The sequence below is a fragment of the Flavobacteriales bacterium genome, from assembly GCA_016700415.1.
Lineage (GTDB): Bacteria > Bacteroidota > Bacteroidia > Flavobacteriales_F > PHOS-HE28 > PHOS-HE28.
On sequence record CP065018.1, the window covers coordinates 573,643 to 595,203 of the forward strand.

Annotated in this window: 19 protein-coding genes; 8 read left to right on the forward strand and 11 right to left on the reverse strand. The window is 58.4% G+C overall.

Annotation, left to right across the window (positions count from 1 at the left end; all coding sequences use genetic code 11):
• Positions 1-10: 10 nt before the first annotated feature.
• The 5 genes from ccsA (IPP95_02275) to IPP95_02295 form a co-directional block, all read right to left on the reverse strand.
• Entirely contained in the window at positions 11-2,797 is a 2,787-nt protein-coding gene (gene ccsA, locus IPP95_02275; protein ID QQS73076.1) for a cytochrome c biogenesis protein CcsA, read from the reverse strand.
• 136 nt (positions 2,798-2,933) lie between these two features.
• The gene (locus IPP95_02280; protein QQS73077.1) at positions 2,934-3,329 is read right to left on the reverse strand and encodes a cytochrome c maturation protein CcmE; all 396 of its coding nucleotides are present in this window, start codon (positions 3,327-3,329) and stop codon (positions 2,934-2,936) included.
• A 27-nt stretch (positions 3,330-3,356) separates the two neighbouring features.
• The gene (locus IPP95_02285; protein QQS73078.1) at positions 3,357-3,572 is read right to left on the reverse strand and encodes a CcmD family protein; all 216 of its coding nucleotides are present in this window, start codon (positions 3,570-3,572) and stop codon (positions 3,357-3,359) included.
• Between the two features lie 76 nt (positions 3,573-3,648).
• Positions 3,649-4,275 (reverse strand): cytochrome c biogenesis protein CcsA, encoded by a 627-nt coding sequence (ccsA, locus tag IPP95_02290; protein QQS74175.1) that lies wholly within the window; start codon positions 4,273-4,275, stop codon positions 3,649-3,651.
• A 393-nt stretch (positions 4,276-4,668) separates the two neighbouring features.
• Entirely contained in the window at positions 4,669-5,337 is a 669-nt protein-coding gene (locus IPP95_02295) for a heme exporter protein CcmB (protein QQS73079.1), read from the reverse strand.
• A 259-nt stretch (positions 5,338-5,596) separates the two neighbouring features.
• Between IPP95_02295 and IPP95_02300 the strand changes: the two genes are divergently transcribed.
• Both IPP95_02300 and IPP95_02305 read left to right on the forward strand, forming a co-directional pair.
• Positions 5,597-6,637 carry a hypothetical protein gene (locus IPP95_02300; protein ID QQS73080.1) on the forward strand — a complete coding sequence of 347 codons (1,041 nt, stop codon included), beginning with the start codon at positions 5,597-5,599 and terminating at the stop codon, positions 6,635-6,637.
• A 488-nt stretch (positions 6,638-7,125) separates the two neighbouring features.
• A complete protein-coding gene (locus tag IPP95_02305) occupies positions 7,126-8,550 on the forward strand; it encodes a DEAD/DEAH box helicase (protein QQS73081.1) in 1,425 nt (474 codons plus the stop codon).
• An 86-nt stretch (positions 8,551-8,636) separates the two neighbouring features.
• Here the strand turns inward: IPP95_02305 and IPP95_02310 are convergent, their stop codons facing one another.
• On the reverse strand, positions 8,637-9,596 hold the full coding sequence (locus IPP95_02310) for a sterol desaturase family protein (protein QQS73082.1): 960 nt from the start codon (positions 9,594-9,596) through the stop codon (positions 8,637-8,639).
• A 361-nt stretch (positions 9,597-9,957) separates the two neighbouring features.
• Here IPP95_02310 and IPP95_02315 point away from each other — a divergent pair, with 361 nt between their 5' ends.
• Positions 9,958-10,671 carry an FkbM family methyltransferase gene (locus tag IPP95_02315; protein QQS73083.1) on the forward strand — a complete coding sequence of 238 codons (714 nt, stop codon included), beginning with the start codon at positions 9,958-9,960 and terminating at the stop codon, positions 10,669-10,671.
• Between the two features lie 65 nt (positions 10,672-10,736).
• Here IPP95_02315 and IPP95_02320 read toward each other — a convergent pair whose 3' ends face one another.
• Positions 10,737-11,909 (reverse strand): tetratricopeptide repeat protein, encoded by a 1,173-nt coding sequence (locus IPP95_02320; GenBank protein QQS73084.1) that lies wholly within the window; start codon positions 11,907-11,909, stop codon positions 10,737-10,739.
• Positions 11,910-11,941: 32 nt separating this feature from the next.
• On the reverse strand, positions 11,942-14,518 hold the full coding sequence (gene gyrA / locus IPP95_02325) for a DNA gyrase subunit A (GenBank protein ID QQS73085.1): 2,577 nt from the start codon (positions 14,516-14,518) through the stop codon (positions 11,942-11,944).
• 255 nt (positions 14,519-14,773) lie between these two features.
• Here gyrA and IPP95_02330 point away from each other — a divergent pair, with 255 nt between their 5' ends.
• Positions 14,774-17,359 (forward strand): ATP-dependent Clp protease ATP-binding subunit, encoded by a 2,586-nt coding sequence (locus tag IPP95_02330; GenBank protein QQS73086.1) that lies wholly within the window; start codon positions 14,774-14,776, stop codon positions 17,357-17,359.
• A gap of 138 nt (positions 17,360-17,497) precedes the next feature.
• Here the strand turns inward: IPP95_02330 and IPP95_02335 are convergent, their stop codons facing one another.
• From IPP95_02335 to IPP95_02345, 3 genes are read right to left on the reverse strand one after another with little or no spacing between them, the layout of a single operon-like run.
• A complete protein-coding gene (locus IPP95_02335; protein QQS73087.1) occupies positions 17,498-18,145 on the reverse strand; it encodes a hypothetical protein in 648 nt (215 codons plus the stop codon).
• Positions 18,142-18,519 (reverse strand): hypothetical protein, encoded by a 378-nt coding sequence (locus IPP95_02340; protein ID QQS73088.1) that lies wholly within the window; start codon positions 18,517-18,519, stop codon positions 18,142-18,144. Before IPP95_02340 ends, IPP95_02335 begins: the two co-directional genes overlap by 4 nt.
• 7 nt (positions 18,520-18,526) lie before the next feature.
• Positions 18,527-18,802, reverse strand: a complete 276-nt coding sequence (locus tag IPP95_02345) for a DUF493 family protein (protein QQS73089.1) — start codon at positions 18,800-18,802, stop codon at positions 18,527-18,529.
• Between the two features lie 398 nt (positions 18,803-19,200).
• Here IPP95_02345 and IPP95_02350 point away from each other — a divergent pair, with 398 nt between their 5' ends.
• The 4 genes from IPP95_02350 to IPP95_02365 are packed head-to-tail and all read left to right on the forward strand — an operon-like array spanning position 19,201 to position 21,556.
• Positions 19,201-19,944, forward strand: a complete 744-nt coding sequence (locus tag IPP95_02350) for a hypothetical protein (protein QQS73090.1) — start codon at positions 19,201-19,203, stop codon at positions 19,942-19,944.
• Between the two features lie 45 nt (positions 19,945-19,989).
• Complete coding sequence (locus tag IPP95_02355) at positions 19,990-20,859, forward strand: hypothetical protein (GenBank protein QQS73091.1); 870 nt, start codon at positions 19,990-19,992, stop codon at positions 20,857-20,859.
• On the forward strand, positions 20,856-20,996 hold the full coding sequence (locus IPP95_02360; GenBank protein ID QQS73092.1) for a hypothetical protein: 141 nt from the start codon (positions 20,856-20,858) through the stop codon (positions 20,994-20,996). Before IPP95_02355 ends, IPP95_02360 begins: the two co-directional genes overlap by 4 nt.
• A gap of 8 nt (positions 20,997-21,004) precedes the next feature.
• Positions 21,005-21,556, forward strand: coding sequence for a cation transporter (locus tag IPP95_02365; GenBank protein ID QQS73093.1), 552 nt, complete (start codon positions 21,005-21,007; stop codon positions 21,554-21,556).
• The last annotated feature ends 5 nt before the right edge of the window (positions 21,557-21,561 follow it).

Sequence of the window (21,561 nt, forward strand, 5' to 3'; positions counted from 1 at the left end):
CCACCGCGGTTCAAGCTTTCGCCTTCCCCCCAGTCCCCCGCACCCGCTGCCGCACCGCCACCAAGGTCCCCAACGCCATCAGAATACATCCGATCCACAGGATGTTGATGCCGGGGAACATAATGGCCTGCATGATCACGAACTCCCGCTCGCTCACGTTCAGGCCCACTTGGTCGCCCTTCACGGTGGCGAGGTCGAACTTCACGTTCAGCTCCGGTATGGCGAAGCCCTTGCTGCCCACGTTCTGTCCGTCGTGGTAGATCACCACGGGCTTGGCCTCGAACCAGCGGTTCTGATCGTAGAGGTCACGTACACGCATGTTCAGGATGTACACGGTGAAGTCCGGGCCCAAGCGCGCCAATGTGACGCTGTCCCGAACGGTGCGGATGCTGTCGATCAGGATCACGCAGGTGGGCGTTACGATGGTGTCACCAACGCTCTTTTCGTAGGTCCGCGCAGGCATATGGCCGTCCGCGGCGGTGTCCAATTTCGCGTACCGGATGTGCGTGTAGAGGTCGTGGTCCACCCAATGTTTGGTGCTGGGTTCGGCCACGTTGCCAAAGCGCGGGTTTAGCTGCACCATGGGTTTCAGCGCGAATTCCTTCGGTCCGGCGCGGTGGCTGCTCCAGTCAGATGCGCGCCACATCTCGCTGCGCGTGAAGGTCTCCAAGGGTGCCCAATGCTCAGGTTGGTCGCTGAGAAAGTTGTCGCTAGCCACGTGGTCGTCCTTGGCGATGAAGAGCATGCTCCGCACGCGCACCGTGTCGCCCACGTGGAAATTGCGGGGTACGGACTTCATCCAGTCCATGTCGTAATACAGGTTCACGCCTTCCTGGCGCTTGCCCTTGAAGGTGACGAAGTGCTCGCCCACCGGTAGGGTGTCGCCGAGGTAGAGCAGCATGTCCTTGCTGTCGTTGAAGTCCTTGTTGAGGAAATTCAGCACGGGCCCCGTCTGGTTGCGGGTGACGATCTTCTCACGGGAGGTGCTGATCAGCGCGCCGAGCAGCACCAGCGCGAAGCCCACGTGCGCGATGGAAGGACCGGCCTTGCTGAGCTTGCCCTTCAAGACCATCGGGATGTAGAAGGCATTGGACAGTACGGCGAAGCAGGTGGCGAACAGGAGCGCCACGAGATTGCCCTCCACCAAGCGGTATTCCAGCCACCATGTGGCCAGTATGGTGAGCACCAAGGCCCCGATCAGCGACCAGCGCAGCTCGCGGAAGAACTTTTTCTTGTCGGTCTTCTTGTAGCGGAGGTATTGTCCGAAGGCCACCAGCATCGCCACGATGAAGGCGAAGGGGATCTGCCACTTGTTGAAATGTGCCTTGGCTTCCACCGGCGGGGCCAGTTTGTCCGTTGCAAGGGTGTGCGCCCAGCCCCAGCCCGTCGCGTCGTGCAGGCTTTGGAAGGCGCTTTGGAACGGGGCCAACAACAGGTTGAACACCGGAATGGACGTGCTGAAGATGATCTGCATCGCGCTCAGCAACAGCACCAACGAGGCGATGAACAGCCAGAACTCACGGGTCAGCAATTGCTCTTCCTCGTGCCCGTGGAAGGGCCCTTTCCGGTAGGCCACCACGGTCATCACCAAGCTGACGGCGACAAAGAGGATGATCGCGGGCACCTGCACCTGTAACGTCACGCCCAGCACGAAGATCAGCACCGAAAGCCCGAAGTAGAAGAGGCGGTCCGTGCGGTGCGTGTTCAGCGCGGTGACGGCCACCACCACGAAGGTGAGCATGAAGATGAGCAGGCCCGGCAACATGCCCTCGCCGGTGAAGCTGTGTACGCTGGTATCGCCAAGCACGCCGCTGCGGGTGAGGAAGGTGCTGTAGAGCACCAGCAGGAAGGTGAGCAGCGCGAGGAAGAGCGTGGTGAAGAGCGAGGTGTCCTTGCGCTTGTTGATCAGCATCAGGTGCCCGGTGCCGACCAGCGTGAGCCAAGGCACGAGCGAGGCATTCTCCACCGGGTCCCAGGCCCAGAAGCCGCCGAAGCTGAGCGCCTCGTAAGCCCAAGCACCGCCCATCAGGATGCCGGTGCCCAGTACGCCAATACCGAAGAAGGTCCACGGCAGCGCAGGTTCCATCCACTCCTTTACCCGCCTCGTCCACAAGCCGGCTATGGCGAAGGCGAAGGGTATCAATGTGGAAGCAAAGCCGAAGAAGAGAGTGGGAGGGTGGATCACCATCCAATAGTTCTGCAGCAACGGGTTCAATCCGCGGCCGTCCTTGAACTGCGGGATCATGGCGAGGTAGGTCGGCAGTTTCGTCCACGGCAGACCGATGTTCTCCGGAAGTTCACGGATCAAGAGGAAAGGGCTGCTGCCCACGCGCACATCGAACACATAGATGCCCAGCAACATCGTGGCGAGGAACACTTGCACCAGTGCGAACACCGCCAGCACGGGGCCTTCCCACGTCTTGGCTTTCCAGATCAGGAGGTTGCCCAGCACCATCGTCCAGAAGGTCCAGAGCAGGAACGAGCCTTCCTGACCTTCCCAGAAACAGCTCGCGATGTAGCGCAACGGCATCTCCGTATTGCTGTGCTTCCACACGTAGTCGTAGGCGAACCAGTGGTTGAAGAGCATGGTGAACAATGTCACCACAATGCCAAGTATCGCGATCGAATGCACCCGGAACGCGGCCCGTGCCAAGGTGCGCCAGCCCAAGTCCTTGGTCTGCGTGAAGAGCGTGTAGGCGACCAGCGCCAAGAGCGCGCCCGAAAAAGACAGGATGGTCAAAATGTGCCCAAGCACTCCGGCCCAAGCGTGTTCGCCGATGTAAGAGACTTGTTCCAACGGATTAGCTGATTAGCGGATGGGCTGCCCCGATATGTATCGGGGAGCTGATGGCTCCATGCAGGAACCACCTGGCGCCATCGGCTTCATATGAAATTCTTCTTTGCGCCTCTGCGCCTCCGCGGCCCTCATTTGTTCACAGCCCTGCGGTCACTTTGTTCTCCTCGTTGTACTTGCTGGGGCACTTCAGGAGCATGTCCTTGGCGTGGAAGTTCCCGTCCGCGTCGGCCTCGCCGATCAATACCAAGCGTTCGGAACGCTCCAAGTCGTTGGGCTTCGCCATGGCGAGGTGTACGTTGCACTTTTTGCCGTTGAGGTCCACCATGGAGAACTTGGTGAGGCTCGCGTTCACGCTAGGTTCGTAGACGATGGGCTGCGAGCGGTCCAAGGTGCCCACCACGTGGAATTCCCGGCCGGGCTGCTCGAAGGCTTCGCTCAAGCTGGCATAACTGCTGCTGTCGCTCAGTGATCCGATCAATGCCGCTATCGCGACGGCAATGATGACGAGTGCGATGATGTGACTGCGTTTCATTTGGATTAGCTGATTAGCTGGTGGCGATCATCTGATCTTCTGATCGCCTGATCTTCTGATCCCCTTCTCCAGCTTGCTGATCTTCCGGTCCATGTTGAACATCCAGATGGCAAGTCCGATGAGCACTACGCTCACCACCATTACCACCGTATTGATCTTGCCCGAGGCGAACATCGTCTCCTCCAACCATCCCGGTGCCTCGGATGCCGCAAAGGTACTCACGGGCAGAAGGAGCAGGGCCATGACGGCCATCAGTTGGGCCAACCTTTGTAAAGTTCGCTTGCCTAACGACCGGTCGCGCTGGTCCTTCCACGGAAAACTATTCAGAAGCTTCATCGAAATGTGCTTTGATGCGTGAAACGCGCAGGTGCAGGGTATAGGCCCAGACGCCGAGCAGCACCCAGCCGGTCACCGCCGGATAGAACACCGCGCGCAGGCTGCTGTCGAGGTCGTAAGAGCTGAAGGCCGGATTGCCACCGTTGCCAGGGTGAAGTGAATCGGTGAGGCGCGGCAGCACCATGATGAAGACGAACATCAGCACGTAGGCGAAGATGTTGTAGATCGCCGCCAGCCGCGCGCGTTTGTGGCCATCTGGGATGGAGCCGCGCAGGATCAGGTAGGCGGCGTAGATCAACACGGTAACGGCCGCGCCGTTCAGTTTCGGGTCGGTGGTCCACCAATCGCCCCAGGTGGCGCGGGCCCAGATGCTGCCGGTGATCAGGCCCATGGCGGCAAAGAGCAGGCTGACGTCCACGGCGGAAAGGGCCATGCGGTCCGCGCCGAGATCGCCGGTACGCAATACGCGCAGGCTTTGCCAGAAGGAGATCGTCATCAGCACCATCATGGTGAACCACATCGGCACATGGAAGAAGAGGTTGCGGATGGTCTCGTTCAGGATGGCACGGTCGGGGAAGTGCCGTGCGGAAGCGATCGGCGAAACGTCCATTCCTGCACATGGCGTGCTTATCGCACCTGTGCCCAAGCCTTCCGTAAAAAAGGCTTCGTGAAGTACGAGGTCGCCGTCCATGCCGGAGGCTACTCTCAGGTCAGAAAGTTGTTCGCTGAGGCCTGAAGGGATTGTCCCTGACAGTTGAAGCTTTTCCGGAGAAATAACCTTCACTGTCAGGCAGGTACTGACGTCGCCGTTCTCGATCCAGGCCCATACCTCATCCTTGAATTTGGTATTGTAGCCAGTGACCTCGAAGCTGACCTCGCCGGGAGCTATCCTATCTGCAGAAACATGGACCAGCGCCGGACCCAAGGGCGTATGCAGGCCCACGATCACCACGTAAAGTAGGAGCACCACGCTAAGCCCCTTCCACCACCAGCCCTTCATTTTTCAGTCGCGCCAAAGGTAGGGGAAGAGCAACCACGCCAATACCACGGTGATCACGTCTATCAACAGCAGCCAGATCACATATTTCCCGGTGACGTCCCAGCCCATGCCGTCGAGCGCCAGCTTGCTCGCTTTCATCACGCTCAGCAACATCGGCAGCACGATCGGGAAGCCCAGGATGGCCATCAGCCCGATGCCGTTACCGGCCCGCGCGGCCAAGGCCGAGATCAACGTGAGCACCAGCGCAAAACCAACGCCGCCGGCCATCACCACCAGCACGAACGTGCCCAGTTGTGCACCCTCAAGAGGAGCGCTGCCGATGAAAAGCGCATAAGCTGCAAGGCTCAGCAAGCTCAGCACTGCCATGGTGACCGCATTGTAGATGGTGCGCGCCAACACCACGCTGCGCGGCGAGGCCAACGTATAGAGGTAGAGTTGCCGTCCGGCGTTCTCCCGCTGGAAAGACCGGCCCAGCGCATTGAATGCCGCGAACAGCAGGATGATCCAGAACAAAGCGTTCCAGATCGGCGCCTCCGCCAAGTGCCGTACGCCTTGGTAGCACACGTAAACCGTGCTCACCACATACAGCGCCATACTGCCCCACGCGTGCTTCTGGCGGCGGTCCAGCTGCCATTCGAGCTTGAGTAGGTGGGCTATCTCGGCGGAGCGCATCGGGGGTGAGGGACCGCAAAGAACGCTAAGAACGCGAAGAAGAGGTTAACCGCAACGGTCGCAACGAGCGCAACGCAATACAGGACTGCGGGGCGGCTTGAAGCGCCAAAGCCGTTGCGTCCGTTGCGAACGTTGCGGTAGAAATCCATCAGATCTTCGATCGCGAAGCGAACACTTTGCGCTCTCTGCGCCCTCCGCGGTTAAAAATCAGGTAGGTCCCTTCGTGTTCTTAGCGTCCTTTGCGGTAGAAAACCTTCACGTGCGGATCTCCTACGCCCCATACCGCCTGCTCTTCAAGCACCCCTTCGAAACTGCGCACGGCGTTCGGGAGGGAACGGACAGCATCTTCATCCGGCTGGAAGAAAATGGCATCACGGGTTATGGGGAGGTCACCTTGCCGCCGTACCTGAAAGAGAAACCTCGGGATGTTCTGGACCGGCTCAATGGACCGGTAATGGCCGGGGTGAATAACACAGCTGAATTAGAGACCTATCTGAATGATCCGGAAGCTTGGAATAACCATCAACAGGGTTGCCGAGCGGGACTACAATTGGCTTTGATCGACTTGGCAGGAAAGACACAACAAAAAACTGTTGCTCAGTTGATTAACATTCTTCAAGCAAAGTCCTGTAAAAGCTTAATGACCATCGGCATAACGCCCGTGGAGAAGGTGGCCGAACGGCTTCATCAACTCCCCAAAAGCGACTACCTTAAGGTCAAAATGAACGGACCGGGATCCATTCCGATGCTGCTTGAAGTGCTGAATCACGACCGGCGCCCGGTGTTTATCGATGGCAACCAAGGCATGCAAAGCGTCCGGGAAATACTGGAAGTTTGCCAAGTGGCGGGGGACCGGCTGGTCGGATTGGAGCAGCCGTTTGCGGTGAAGGATGCCGGACTTCAGCAGGAATTACAACTGAAACTGCCGGTCTGCGTGTATGGCGATGAATCGATCTGGGGCATGGACGATCTGGAAGCGGCGCCAGGGGTATTCGACGGCGTTAACATCAAATTGATGAAATGCGGCGGCTTGGACAAGGCCAAGGCCATGACGGACCGGGCGACGGAATTAGTACTGAAGGTGATGTTGGGCTGTATGAGTGAAAGCTCGCTCGGCTGCACGGCAATGGCGCACTTGGCCGGAGCCGCCGACCTGATGGATCTGGACGGTCCGGTGCTGATCAAGAACGATCCGTTCGAGGGGATGGTGCTGGAGAACGGAAAGCCGGTGATGCCAAACCGGCCGGGTATCGGTGCCATCCTCAAAGCTGAGCTTGAGTTCAAATATATCGGCGCATAATTTATATTATGTTAACTTTGATTTGGATGGATACTCCCCTGTAGCTCATTAGGTTCCTCCTCAGAGGAAACGAGGCATGGAGAATTTGTATTGGTTGTTGGCGGTTCACCCTACTTGAACAATTGGCCGCTTCGGTGGCGGTTTTCCTTCTCGGTAATGGACAGCCATGGACCACGCTGGACGGCGCCCACCGCACCGGTTCATCTCTACTGCGGATCCGCATTCATTCTAACGATCTGCGGCGTCAGCATCCCAAGTCGCGGCAACGGCGTTTCCATTGTCTGATCATCTGATTTTCTGATCGTCCGATCCGGTTCCCTACATTTGCGCCGCCCAAGCGCCAAACTTTCATCCGTTCTTCGGATCCATCGTCCAGGCGCCATCCCCAGCGGATCATTGCACGCCGGACCGATCGAGGGCTTTTCCTAAACACACATTCCGCGTGTCCATGGCTCAATGACCGGGACCGTTCGTACTGAAGCATTTACATGCACCAAACCACTTTTGACCAGCTCGGTCTGATCGAGCCCATTCTCAAAGCCCTTCAACACGAAGGCTACACCCACCCCACGCCGATCCAGGCGCAAAGCATTCCTTATCTCTTGGAAGGTCGTGACCTGCTGGGTTGCGCACAGACCGGTACCGGAAAGACCGCCGCGTTCGCCATCCCGATGATCCAGCGGATGGTCAACGCACAAAGCGGTGGTCCACGCGGCGGCCGCAAGCCCATACGTGCGCTCATCCTAACGCCCACCCGGGAACTGGCCATCCAGATCGACGAGAGCTACAAAGCCTATGGTCGCCATACGGACCTGCGCACCACCGTCATCTTCGGTGGCGTGGGCCAAAAGCCGCAGACCGATGCGCTGCGCCGCGGCGTGGACATCCTCGTGGCCACTCCCGGCCGCCTGTTGGACCTGATGAACCAAGGCTTCGTCAACCTGAAAGAGCTGGAATACTTCGTGCTTGACGAGGCCGACCGCATGCTCGACATGGGCTTCATCCACGACGTGAAGAAGGTGATCGCGGCCATTCCACGCCAACGCCAAACGCTCTTCTTCAGTGCCACCATGCCGCCTGAGGTCCAACGCCTTTCAGCCTCGCTGCTCCACAACCCCGTGAAGGTAGAGGTGACGCCGGCCTCCTCCACTGCGGAAACCGTGGAACAGGAGGTCTTCTTCGTGGACAAGTCGAACAAGGCCAATTTGCTCGTGCACCTGCTGAATACTCGCGACATTGCCGAAGCGCTCGTATTCAGTCGCACCAAGCACGGTGCTGACAAGCTGGTCCGCATCATCGAGAAGGCCGGCATCCGTGCCGAGGCCATCCACGGTAACAAGGCCCAGAACGCCCGTCAGCGCGCCCTGAAGAACTTCAAGGACCGCAAGACCCGCGTGCTGGTGGCGACCGACATCGCTGCACGTGGCATCGACATCGATTCCCTCTCCCACGTGGTGAACTTCGACATCCCCAACGTGCCGGAGACTTATGTACACCGCATCGGTCGCACCGGCCGCGCAGGTGCCAGCGGCATCGCCATTTCCCTCTGCGACGTGGACGAGCGCGTGTTCCTGCGTGACATCACCAAGCTGATCGCACGGCAGATCCCCGTAGTTGAGGAGCACCCCTTCCCCGCCAGCGGAAATGCCAGCAAGCCCCTTTCCCCGGAACCGCCGAAAGGCCAAGGTCGGCAAGGAGGAGGTCGTAATGGCGGCGGACGCGGCCAAGGTGGCCGTTCCACTGGAAATTCCGGAGGGAACGGGCAGCCGAAGGATTTTGCTACGCTCACTGCGGAGCTGATCAACGACTTGGAAGGCGGCGGTGCCAAGCCGAAGACCCCATCCGGCACCGGAAGTAACAACCGCAGGCGCTGGCGCGGGCCGCGGCCAGGAGGTGGTGGCGGAAAGCGATGAATTGACCTTACTCGAAACGAAGAACGCGAGCTGCTCCCAAGAGTTGCTCGCGTTCCTCGCTTGGTAGCGGTGAGATCCCTACGCGTTCAATTCGACCGGATGAAGATGTGCTCAGGCACTTCCCGACCTTCTGCTCTGGCCTGTTTCAGCTCCCTCTGAAGCTGCCTACTGGTCATGCTGCTGCCGTCGTGGCTCCAGCCGGGGGGGCCGAAGATGTACATGAACTTGTTCTTCAGGCCGGGCGCCTTTTTTACGTCCTTCCAGATCTCCTGAAATTCAAAGAGGTTGTGCGTGATCGGGTTGTCCGTGCCGGGGTTGTGGTTGATCCCGTATTTGGGCGCCACACCTTTGATAGGTGGTTGCCACGTACCATAAAGCCGGTCCCAGATGGTAAGGATACCGCCGTGGTTGAAGTCCAAGTATTCCGTGTTGCTGCTGTGGTGCACGGTGTGGATATACGGCGTGTTGAAGAGCTTCTCATACAGGGGCAGTGAGGGCACCAGTTGGGAGTGCAGGAAGAACTGGTAGAAGGAGTTCATGATCAGGCAGGTGGCGATCATGATCGGCTCAAAGCCGACCAAGGGCAACCACATCCAAAAGATGGGCTTGTACAAGGTGATGAACCAGCCGTTGCGGATGCTCACCGTGAGGTTGAAGGTCTTGGCGGAATGGTGTGGCAGATGGGCCGCCCAGAGCACGCGAATGCTGTGGCTGAGGCGGTGGTGCCAGTAGAAGTTATGGTCATCGGCAAGCATGCAGATGATCCAGACGTACCACGCGAAGCCCAATGTGGTGTATCCGAAAAGGCTTTCACGGAGCGGTGCTGCGAGATAGAACAGGAAGAGGTAGATGGTGATCTCGAAAACGTTGGTGAAGATCCTCATCAACGTGGCCCCCACCAGGATGACGAAGCTGGCGAACGACTCCCGAAGGCTGTACAACTGCTTGGCATTGAAGTACTCGATCAGCAGCAGCACAAGGAAGGCGGGATACACGTACAGGAGGCCTATTCGCTCGATCGGCAGAGGAGGAAGCTGCTCCTTCATGTGAAGCCAAGCTTCAATGGGGTTGAATGTCATGTGTCAGTTATCGAGGGCCGTAAATGTATCCACGTGGCGGATGACGGAGGTCAGGAATTGAAAAACCGGCCATCGGTATGCGGACGCAGTGGTCATCCACCATTCCATCTTGATCGCATCGTTCTTTGTCCGTGCAACCCGAATGACGTCTCGCTTTTCCGCTGGTGCATCGGGGATCCAGACCTACATTCGACCGATGGAATTCTTCAAGCGCCCTATACGCGGGTTGGTACGTTCATTGGTTCATGCCGTGCCGGTCCGTGGAAGGCACCGCTTGGTAGATACGGTCGGCTCTTGGATCGCCCCGCCGGCCGAGACCCCTTTTCGGATGAACGGGTTCAACATCTTGTTGGACCATCGGGTGCGCCAACATCGGATGATGTACTACGGTATGTATGAGGAGAATATCATGAACTTCCTCAAGGAACGTATCCGCCCGGGCGACGTGGTGCTCGACCCCGGTGCCAACATCGGCTATGTCACCGCCCACTGCCTCGGTCTGGTCGGACCTTCAGGCCATGTGCATTCATTCGAGCCTTCCCCGTCCGCGAATGCCCATATCCGGAGTTGCAACTCGGTGGCGGACCATCCCAATTGGTCCCTTTGGGACATGGCGCTCACCGATCACGAGGGCAGCGAGACCTTCAATGACACGCCTCGTGTAATGGTCTTCGGATATGCCTGCTTGTCAGGGGCCGCTGACCCCGAGGACAAGGTGCCCCATGAAGTGCAGGTGACAACGGTCGACGCATTCTGCGCGCAACAGGACATCGAGCGGGTCCGCTTTCTCAAATTGGACATCGAAGGCTCCGAATGGCCCGCCTTGAAAGGAGCTTCCCGCATGATCGCAAAAAAAGCCATTGATATCATCATGGTGGAGACCTCCATGCCGGGTAACGGAAGGAAGATCGCCCAACGGATCGACACCATGCTGCGCGACGCAGGCTATCACTCCTTCCACGTTCATCGCAATGGCGAAGTGCATCCCATGGAAGTGATGACCGATGTCACCTTCCGGGAGGATGTGATCTGGATGCTGTAGGGTACCCTTCCCTCTTGCAGGGAACAGTTCAAGTCGTTGATCCGACGGAGGCTGGAGCTAATTTCCTATTCCCCCAATTCCTTCTTGATCTCGTTGTACTTGGCCGTGTCGCCCGTCTTGGCATACAGCTTTTTCAGCTGTTGCATGGTGGCCTGATCGTCCGGCTTCAGTTCGTGGGCTTTCTCGAAGTACGGGATGGTTTTCAAGTAGATATCGTCGGCCACTTTCTTGCAGGCCGCGTACTTGGTGTCGTCCTTGATCTCGGCGCACTTCTCATACTCATACGCCGCGCGGTTGTTGTAAAGCACCCCGATGTTGTAGTAGCTGTCGAAGAAGGAGGAGTCCGCCTCGATGCTCTTCTTATAGGCCTGCTCCGCCAGGTCGTACCATTTGACCATGTCGGCCTCGCTCACCTTGCCTTCCTTCGGATTGGCCTTGCCGTCGTACAGGCTGCCCAGCACGGAATAGAGCACCGGATTCTTGGGGTCCTTCCCGATGGCGGCATTCACGCTGGTCTCGGCCTCGTCCATGCGGTTTGCTTCCAGCAGGAAGGCCACTTGGTCCAGCATCATTTCCTTGTTCTCCGGGTATTTGGCCAAGCCCGATCTCGTGGTCTTGATGGCTCCGTCCAGATCACCGGTCCTCTTCTTCATGCTCGCTAAGTAGCGGAACACTTCCGGCTTGTCGTAACCGATCTTGATGCACTCGGCGTAGCGGTCCATGGCCATGGCGGTGTCGCCCTTGGCCTCGTACGCCAAGGCGCTGTTGAATACGGCGTTGCTGTCCACCCGGCCGAAGGCCTTGGCGATCCGCTCGCTCATCATATACCCTTGGATGGCCTTGTCGTAGTCCTTCTTGTTGAAGGCGTCGTTGCCACCGTTGAGCGCCGTGATCTGCAGGTTTTGCAGGGCGCGGTCGTTCTCTTCCTTGTAATCGCCCTTCGTATCCAGCTCGTTCGCCTTGATGTAGCTGTCCACTGCTTTCGTGGCAGCATCGGGGAACTGGGCCTTCAAGGCCTCGTCCGTGCCCATGGAGATGTGGGCGTAGATGGCCCCGCGGTAGCGCCAGGTCTTTTCCTTGCCGGAAGTGGTTTCATTGGTGGTGGCCGGTTCGATGTACTCGGCGGCTTTGGCATAATCGCCGTCGCCCATGTAATTGTAGGCGCTCACCACCTTGCTGTTCTGCGCGTGCAGCGCGAAGGGTGCGGCCAATGCCGCCATAATGAAAAGATGCTTCATGCTATGGGTTCCTTGGGTCATGCTTCCGCTGCTCATTCAATTTCGGTGCCATTCTCCTCAGAGCCGTTCTCGTCCGCTCCATTCCCTTCCTCACCACCTTCACTGGCCTCTCCACCTTCTTCCCCTTCAGCAGCCTCCGGTTCCTCTGCAAGTGAACTGTCCACTTTCGCCACTGCGGCGATGGAGTCGCCCTTTCGCAGGTCGATCAGGCGCACCCCTTGGGTAGCCCTGCCCAACACGCGCATTTCGGTGAGGTCCATGCGGATGGTGATGCCACTCCGATTGATGATCATCAACTGGTCATCCTCCTTCACGGATTTGATGGCGATCAGCGGACCGGTCTTGTCGGTGATCTGGATCGTCTTCACGCCTTTGCCACCGCGGTTGGTGATGCGGTAATCGTCCACGGGGCTGCGCTTTCCGTATCCCTTTTCGCTCACCACGAGCACCTGCGTGTTGGCGGTCTCCTCCCCTTCCAGGGTCACCATGCCCACTACCTCGTCCTTGTCATCGGCGAGCTTCATACCGCGCACGCCGCTGGCCCCACGGCCCATGGCCCGCACACGGTCCTCTTCGAAGTGGACGGCCTTGCCTGCCTTGCTGGCGATCACGATGTGGCTGTTGCCGCTGGTGAGCTTGGCCTCCAGGAGTTCGTCGCCCTCTCGGATGTTCACGGCAATGATACCGTTGGTGCGCGGGCGGCTGTACGCCTCCAGCGTGGTCTTTTTGATCACCCCTTTCTTGGTGACCAGCACCACAAAGTGGTTGTTGAGGTATTCCTCCGACTTGAGGTCGGTAACATTGATGTAGGCAAGCACCTTGTCGTCACCGTCGATCTGCACCATGTTCTGGATGGCGCGGCCCTTGCTTTGGCGGCTTCCTTCCGGGATGTCGAACACACGCATCCAGTAGCAGCGGCCTTTCTGGGTGAAGATGAGCAGGTAGTTGTGGTTGGTGGCCACGAAGAGGTGCTCGAGGAAATCCTCGTCACGCGTGGTGCTGCCACGGCTGCCTTTGCCGCCACGCCCTTGGGTGCGGAACTCGTTGAGGCTGGTGCGCTTGATGTAGCCCAGGTGGCTGATGGTGACCACCACGGCCTCGTCGGCGATGAGGTCCTCCATGCTCATGTCACCGCTGGCGTGGACGATCTGCGTGCGGCGCTCATCACCGTATTTGTCGCGGACCTCCAAGGTCTCGGCCTTGATGATGTCGTAGCGCATGCCCTCGTTGGCGAGGATCGCCTTGAGGTGGTCGATCAGCTTCATTAGCTCGGCGTGCTCCTCGCGGATCTTGTCACGCTCCAGACCGGTGAGACGCTGCAGGCGCATGTCGAGGATAGCGCGGGCCTGGATCTCGCTCAGCGCGAAGCTGGTCATCAGTCCTTCGCGGGCGATGTCCGGCGTCTGGCTGGCGCGGATCAGTTTGATCACCTCGTCCAAGTGGTCGAGCGCGATCAACAGGCCTTCCAGAATGTGTGCCCGTTCCTCGGCCTTGCGCAGGTCGAACTTCGTGCGGCGCACCACCACGTCGTGGCGGTGATCCACGAAGTGTTGGATCATGGGCTTGAGACCCAGCAACATGGGACGGCCCTTGACCAGTGCGATGTTGTTCACGCTGAAGCTGGTCTGCAACGAGCTGTATTTGTATAACTGATTGAGCACCACGGTGCCCATGGCCTCGCGCTTCACGTCGTACGCCAAGCGGATCCCTTTACGATCACTGTAGTCATTCACGTCGCTGATGCCCTCGATCCGCTTGTCGTTAACAAGGTCCGCAACACCCTTATAGAGCTGCACGGCCTTGTTGACCTGGAACGGGATCTCGGTGACGATGATGGTCTCACGACCGCTCTTCGGATCTTCCTCGATATGGCATTTCGCGCGTAGCACTACCCGGCCTCGGCCGGTCTCATAGGCCTGGAGGATCCCTTCGGTGCCGTAGATGATACCGCCCGTGGGGAAGTCGGGGCCTTTGATGTGCTCCATCAGCCCCGCCACGTCGATGTCGCGGTTCTCGATGTAGGCCATGATGCCGTTGCAGACCTCGGTGAGGTTGTGCGGCGGCATGTTGGTGGCCATGCCCACGGCGATGCCGGAGCCGCCGTTCACCAGCAGGTTCGGGATGCGTGTGGGCATCACGGTCGGTTCCTCCAGCGTATCGTCGAAGTTGGGGCGCATGTCCACCGTCTCCTTGTCCAGGTCGGCCATCACCTCCTCGGCGATCTTCCGCATGCGCACCTCGGTGTAACGCATGGCCGCCGGACTGTCACCGTCGATGCTGCCGAAGTTCCCCTGGCCGTCCACGAGCTGGTAGCGCATGCTCCACTCCTGGGCCATGCGCACCATGGCGTCGTACACGCTCTGGTCGCCGTGCGGGTGGTACTTACCGAGCACCTCGCCCACGAGCCTCGCGCTCTTCTTGTAGGGACGGCTGCTGCTCATGCCCAGCCCTTCCATGCCGAAGAGCACGCGGCGGTGGACGGGTTTCAGGCCGTCGCGCACGTCGGGCAACGCACGGCTCACGATCACCGACATCGAATAATCGATGTAGGCGGTCTTCATTTCAGTCTCGATGTTGATCGGAATGATCTTCTCTCCTCCTTCTGCCATTATGTTCTGTTGTCAGGTCTTGCACGGTTATTGGACAGCCCTGCAAAAACGGTCCCGAAGGTACCCTTATCAGGCGGAACAGGACCATGGAATTTTCCACAACCGCACACTCCGGTGTGAATAAAAGAAAACCAAGCCGAAAGGTCCGTTCCACAACGCTTCAATAGCTTGCCGCCGAACCGATGCACGTAACTTGCACGTAAGCAAGGAAGCAAGTGACTGCGGAACGGTCCGATACAACGCCCGACGAACAAGATGGACGCTAAATTTTCTCCCCGTGTAAGAGAGGTCATCGGCTTCAGCCGGGAAGAGGCGCTACGCCTCGGCCACGACCATATCGGCATTGAGCACATCCTGCTCGGCCTTATCCGCGAAGGCGACGGCAACGCCGTGAAGATCCTCCGCCACATGGACGTGGACCTGGAGGACCTGCGTAAAATGGTAGAGGCCGGGATGGAGCCTGCCAGCGCTGTCCGCCCACCGGAAAAGGACAAGATCACCTTGGTGAAGCAGGCCGAGAAGATGTTGAAGATCACCTTCCTCGAGGCCAAGCTCTTCAAAAGCCCGCAGATCGACACGGAACATGTGCTGTTGAGCATGCTGAAGGACCAGGACAACCTGGCCACACGCGCCCTGCACAAGTTCAATGTGGACTATGAGCACGTGAAGCACGAGGTGGACACGATCCTCGCCGGCGACGGCCCCACCCCCGCTTCCGAGCGCCCAAGCCCCAAGGCCCAAGGCCCCCAGAGCGCCGACGACGATGATGACGACAGCGGAAGTGCGAGCTATGGCGCCGGGGCTAAGAAGCCCGGCGACAGCAAGAGCAAGACGCCGGTGCTGGACAACTTCGGCCGCGACCTCACCAAAATGGCCGAGGACGGCAAGCTGGACCCCATCGTGGGCCGGGAGAAGGAGATCGAGCGCGTGAGCCAGATCCTCAGCCGCCGCAAGAAGAACAACCCCGTGTTGATCGGCGAGCCCGGCGTGGGCAAATCGGCCATCGCGGAAGGTCTGGCATTGCGCATCATCCAGCGCAAGGTGAGCCGCGTGCTCTTCGGCAAGCGCATCGTGGCGCTTGACATTGCCAGCTTGGTCGCGGGCACCAAGTACCGAGGCCAGTTCGAGGAACGCATGAAGGCCGTGATGCACGAGCTGGAGAACAGCCCGGACGTGATCCTCTTTATCGACGAGATCCACACCATCGTGGGCGCGGGCGGCGCCTCCGGCTCGCTGGACGCCAGCAACATGTTCAAGCCCGCCTTGGCACGCGGCGAGATCCAGTGCATCGGCGCCACCACGCTGGACGAATACCGCCAATACATTGAGAAGGACGGTGCCTTGGAGCGCCGCTTCCAAAAGGTGATCGTCGAGCCCACCAGCGTGGACGAGACGATCCAGATCCTCAACAACATCAAGGAAAAGTACGAGGACCACCACAACGTGGACTACACGCCGGAAGCCATTTCCGCCTGTGTGAAGCTCACCAACCGCTACATCACCGACCGGCACCTGCCGGACAAGGCGATCGACGCGCTGGACGAGGCGGGAAGCCGCGTCCACATCAGGAACATCGTGGTGCCGCAGTCGATCTTGGACGTGGAGAAGAAGATCGAGGAGGTGAAGGATGAGAAGAACAAGGTGGTGCGCAGCCAGCGCTACGAGGAAGCGGCCAAGCTCCGCGACCGCGAACGCACCCTGTTGGAGGAACTGGAAGTCGCCAAGAAGAAGTGGGAAGAGGAAAGCCGCTCCAACCGCACCGTGGTCTCGGAGGACAATGTGGCCGAAGTGGTCGCCATGATGAGCGGCATCCCCGTGCAGCGCATCGCCGAAAAGGAAAGCGGCAAGCTGCAGCGGATGAAGGAGGAGATGGAGGGCAAGGTGATCGGTCAGGAAGAGGCCGTGACCAAGGTGGTGAAGGCCATCCGCCGCAACCGTGCCGGCCTGAAGGACCCCAACCGCCCCATCGGCAGCTTCATCTTCCTCGGCCCCACCGGCGTGGGCAAAACGCAGCTCGCCAAGGAACTGGCGCGTTACATGTTCGACACCGATGAGGCCCTGATCCGGATCGACATGAGCGAGTACATGGAGAAATTCTCCGTGAGCCGCCTCATCGGTGCGCCTCCCGGCTACGTGGGCTACGAGGAAGGCGGCCAGCTCACCGAGAAGGTGCGCCGCAGGCCCTACGCGATCATCCTGCTGGACGAGATCGAGAAGGCCCACCCGGACGTCTTCAACCTGCTGTTGCAAGCGCTGGACGACGGACAGATGACCGACAGCCTCGGTCGCCGGATCGATTTTCGGAACAGCATCATCATCATGACCTCCAACATCGGCGCGCGCGACCTGCAGGAATACGGAAGCGGCGTGGGCTTCGGCACCAAGGCCAAGGTGGATGGAACAACCGATGCCAACCGGGGCATCGTGGAGAAGGCGTTGAAGAAGGCCTTCGCCCCCGAGTTCCTCAACCGCATCGATGACATCATCATGTTCAATTCGCTGAAGCGGGAGGACATCCACAAGATCATCGACATCGAGCTGGGCTACGTGTACATGCGCATTAGCGAGCTGGGCTACGACCTGAAGCTCACCGACGACGCCAAGGACTTCCTCGCGGAAAAAGGCTACGACGAGAAATTCGGTGCCCGTCCCCTCAAGCGCGCGATCCAGAAGTACATCGAAGACCCCATGGCCGAGGAGATCATCAACCAAAAGGTGGAGGAAGGCGACAAGATCACCGTGGGCCTCAACAAGGACAAGAGCGACGTCACCATCAAGGTAACCAAGAGCAAGAAGAAGGTGAGCAAGGGTGAAGAGGATACGGCGGAGCCGGAGGCGTAGCCCCGTTGGGGAATGAAAAATGTAGAATGGCTCCGTCGCAACTGACGGGGCCATTCGCATTTATGGACGTTAGCAGGCCTCACGACCCTTGAGCCCAACCGCGCAGATCCACTCTTTCTGCGTTGTCTGCGTTCCATCTCACCACACCTCATCCTTCAACTTCCGGAAGCTCGTGCTGAAGCCCAAGCCCACGGTGAGGAAGTGATACGGTGCCCCGGTATCCGTGCGGCCGGGAAAGCGATCGAGGCCGATGACCCCGGGACTGAAACGCGTGGCGTCCTGCTCGTATCCCAAGGAAAGCCCGAAGGCGAGATTGTCCGTGGCATGGACGGACCAAGCCGCGTTCAGCCCCCAGTGAAAGCCGGACTGGCGCTCATTTTCGGTGCAGCTGCGGCAATTCCAAGCCCATGTGCTTTGTCCCAGCTTCGTGGAAAATTCAAGAAAAGTGCTGTTGCCGGTGTAGCGGGTCCAGTTCAGTTTGGCGAAGTAGAGCATCCTGCGGACATCGCCATCGGTGGGCACCTGTGAGGACAGCCCGAACTCGTTCAGCTCATACCACGTGGCGTTCACCCCCACCCCTGCGCCGAACCCCTTGTACACCGGTAATTGGAAAGACCCTTCCACCTGACCCAGCACGGCGGTGAGGTTGTCGAAGATCGGGTTTCCCAAGGCCACCGGCAGAAAGAGAATGCCTTGCACGGTGGGCTTCACATCGGGGCGCCGTTGTGCCAAGGCGGACACGGAGAGCACCGCCATCAACACACACAAAGCCCATTGCCTCCTCATGCCTTTCTGACGATAAACCGCCGCTCCGTGCGCTGCGTCTGCGAGGCAAGTTCAAAGAAGTAAGTGCCGTCAGCGTCTTCGCTCAATGGCAGTTCCAACACATGGTCCCCCTTCGCCAACCGCACGGAAGGCCACGAGGAATGCGGCGCATGCACGTCCGAGAGCATCGCCAGCAGGAATTCCTCCTCCCGGGGCACGCTCACCTGAACGCGCAGGACCAGCGGATGATAGGTCACCTCGATGGCCAGAAGCTCCATCTGCTGCGGCACGGGCGTATGATGGCGCTTCACATACTGGCGGTAACGGCGCACCGCCAGCACCACCACCAGGATGGACAAGGTGATGATCAACGTGGTACGGATGTTCTCTATCATGCGGACCTTATAGCACGATCACCCCTTCGATCAGCGCGGCCTTGTCATAGCGGGCCACCACCTCGTCGGCGCTCAGCATCACCTCACGGGCGGTGAGGCTGAGGTATTTGCCGGCCTTGCTGTACTTGCGGAGTATCTCCGCCTCGGGCGGGAACAGGGCCAGCACGGCGTTCAGGCGTTCTTCCTCCGGCTCGAAGATGAACTTGAACATGTAGACCGCCGGCCATTTATGGACCAGGTCCAAGGCCTTGCGCATACGGTCGCGGGCATCGTCGTGCTCCATGGTGGCAAAGGTAGGGCTGGGTAGTTGTCCGTTGTCCGTTGTCAGGCGTAGCCGCGACCGGGACGCGATGCTACTGGGTTCCCCATTGCAGCCTGACAACTGACAACCAAAGACATCCACTGGCACTCTCTTATCTTGCCCGGCGATCATGCGAACATCCGATCTTCTGATCTTCTGATCCACTTCCACCATGGCCCTCTTCCGATCCGCAATACTCAACAAATATCTCAAGGAACCACCGTACGAAGAAGGAGATCGATGCTCTGGTGTACCAGCTTTATGGGTTGACGGAGGAGGAGGAGGGGGTTGTGGAAGGGAAGAATTGATCAGAAGATTAGACAATTAGATGATCACAAGATCGAATTGCGCACACCACTTTGAAGCAAACAAGCAACGACATGAGCAAGCAAGACGCGTATCAAAGCCTGGTCAAACAACGCAGAACATGTAGTGTTTGTGCCTCCGCTGGATACAAGAACCAAACGGACTTAGGGGACGATACCAATGAGATCGGGAACCTCAGTACGTGGGCCAATGACCTCGATGCTGATATCCTTATCGTTGCGCAGGACTTCAGCAACCAAGAGATCTATCTGCGCGACAAAGGTCGAATAGAACCGAAGCCAATTACCGAGACTTCAAAGGCCAGCGAGTACTCCACTGCGACCAACTATTACCTACGCGAACTCACCAAGCTCATCGGCCGGGACATAGGGCTGCCTACTGGAAATTCAGGCAAGGGCATTTTCATTACGAATGCCGTTCTCTGCATGAAGCCCGGTGCCATGAATGCGGCTAATCCGAGCAGTGTAATCTCCCATTGTGGCACCCATTTCCTAAGGCCGTTGATCGAGATTGTAAAGCCGAAAGCCATCGTTTCATTGGGTGCAGTTCCAGCGCAGTCTGTTCTGAAAGTCTATGCAACAGAGAATCCTGAATTGGCTGCATTACAGCGTTCCGCATTCGGCCCAGTATTCCGGAAATGGCCGATAACACTTGGGAAGAGCGGGACTCGCTTGTACCCTATGTTCCATCCCGGTCTTCTTGGTCAATCGCAAAGGCAACGTGCTGAACCAAGTGGTGGGAACGGTTGGGAATTGATGAAGACAGATTGGCTGCGGATGAATAGTGAGTTGGGTTGACGGAGGCGGAAGTGAACGTGGTGGAGGGGAAGTAACACAAAGGAGATGAAGAAGACCATCAAGAAGAAGACCCTCTCAGTGCCGGAGCGCATCCATGGCTTCCGATCTCGCTGGTCATTAAATCTGACCGATGAAGCTCGTTGGATTGAATTCAAGGATCGGTTCATGAATACGTATGCAGACGTGGTACGCCTGCATTTCATGTCGAATGACGGGAATGAAGATGAGTTCTACCGTTTTATTGGCAAACACAAACGCGCGAAGGAATCACACGATACGACGGGTAGCTGGGGCATTACCGAAATGCTGGGAAGTTGTCCTGTATACCAATTGATGTTGTCGACTGCGAACATGATGGAGTTCACCTTGCAGGTTCAAGCTCTATTCTGGGTCAGTTCGTTGACGGCAGTCAAGAAAGAGGAATTACGTCGGCGTCTACTAGAAGACATTCGGTCCAGTGGTGTGGCAATGGAAGTGACCGGAACAGGAGCAGCTGTTCTCGTGTATCCCGCAGGTGCCAAGTTCCTTGACGAAGGCGTGGTGAACGAATCATTGACTTGGCTTGAGCCATGCGGAGATGCCTACGATCGATTCGCTATGGCTTTAACGTTGTTAGGCAAGCCCAATTCGGCAAGAGAGGTTGTTGACAATCTGCGTTTGTCCTTGGAGTTGACAATGCGTCACGTCCTTGGGAATTCAAAAAGCCTAGAGAATCAACAGGCTGTTCTAAAGACCTTCCTGAAGGAGAAGAATATTGGAACTGAAGTGTCAACTATGTACTGGACAGTCGTCGACTTGTACTCGAAATTCCAGAATGACCGAGCGAAGCACGGGAACAAGGTGCAAGAGCAAGAGGTCGAACTGATCCTCTACCTGACCGGTACATTCATCCGATTCTTGATGACACTGAGATGAGCTACTTCACCGAGCAGCAGGCCAAGGCCCACGCGCTGCAAGCGGAGATCGACAAGACGGACCGGGAGATCGATGCGCTGGTGTACCAGCTGTATGGGTTGACGGAGGAGGAGGTGCGGGTTGTGGAGGGGAAATAGAAGAAGGCATGGCCAGCACCGATCGTCGCACGCTGCTTTGGGTATTCGCTATAAACGCGGGCTTCTTCGTAGTGGAGAGCGTGGTGGGCTGGTTGGCGCACAGCATGGGCCTGGTGGCAGACGGGCTGGACATGGGTGCCGATGCCGTGGTGTACGGCCTTAGCCTGTGGGCCATTGGCAAGGCCGCATCCGTTAAGCAACGTGTGGCGCATGGCAGCGGCTATTTGCAATTCGCCTTGGCCTCGCTCGGTTTCGCCGAGGTGCTGCGCCGCACCATCGTTGCTGTGGATCCACCGGAACCGATCGCCATGGCCGTGGTATCGGTATTCGCCTTGGCGGGCAACCTGGCCTGCCTCTACCTCCTGCGCAAAGCGAAGGATGGCGAAGTACACATGCAAGCCTCTTGGATCTTCACCAGCAACGATGCGAAAGTGAATGTGGGCGTGCTGGCGGCCGCCGGCATGGTTGCCCTTACCGGCGCACGTTGGCCGGACCTGCTCATTGGTACCTTTGTCTTCGTGCTGGTGCTGCGTGGCGCATGGCGGATCATTCACTTGTAGCGGGC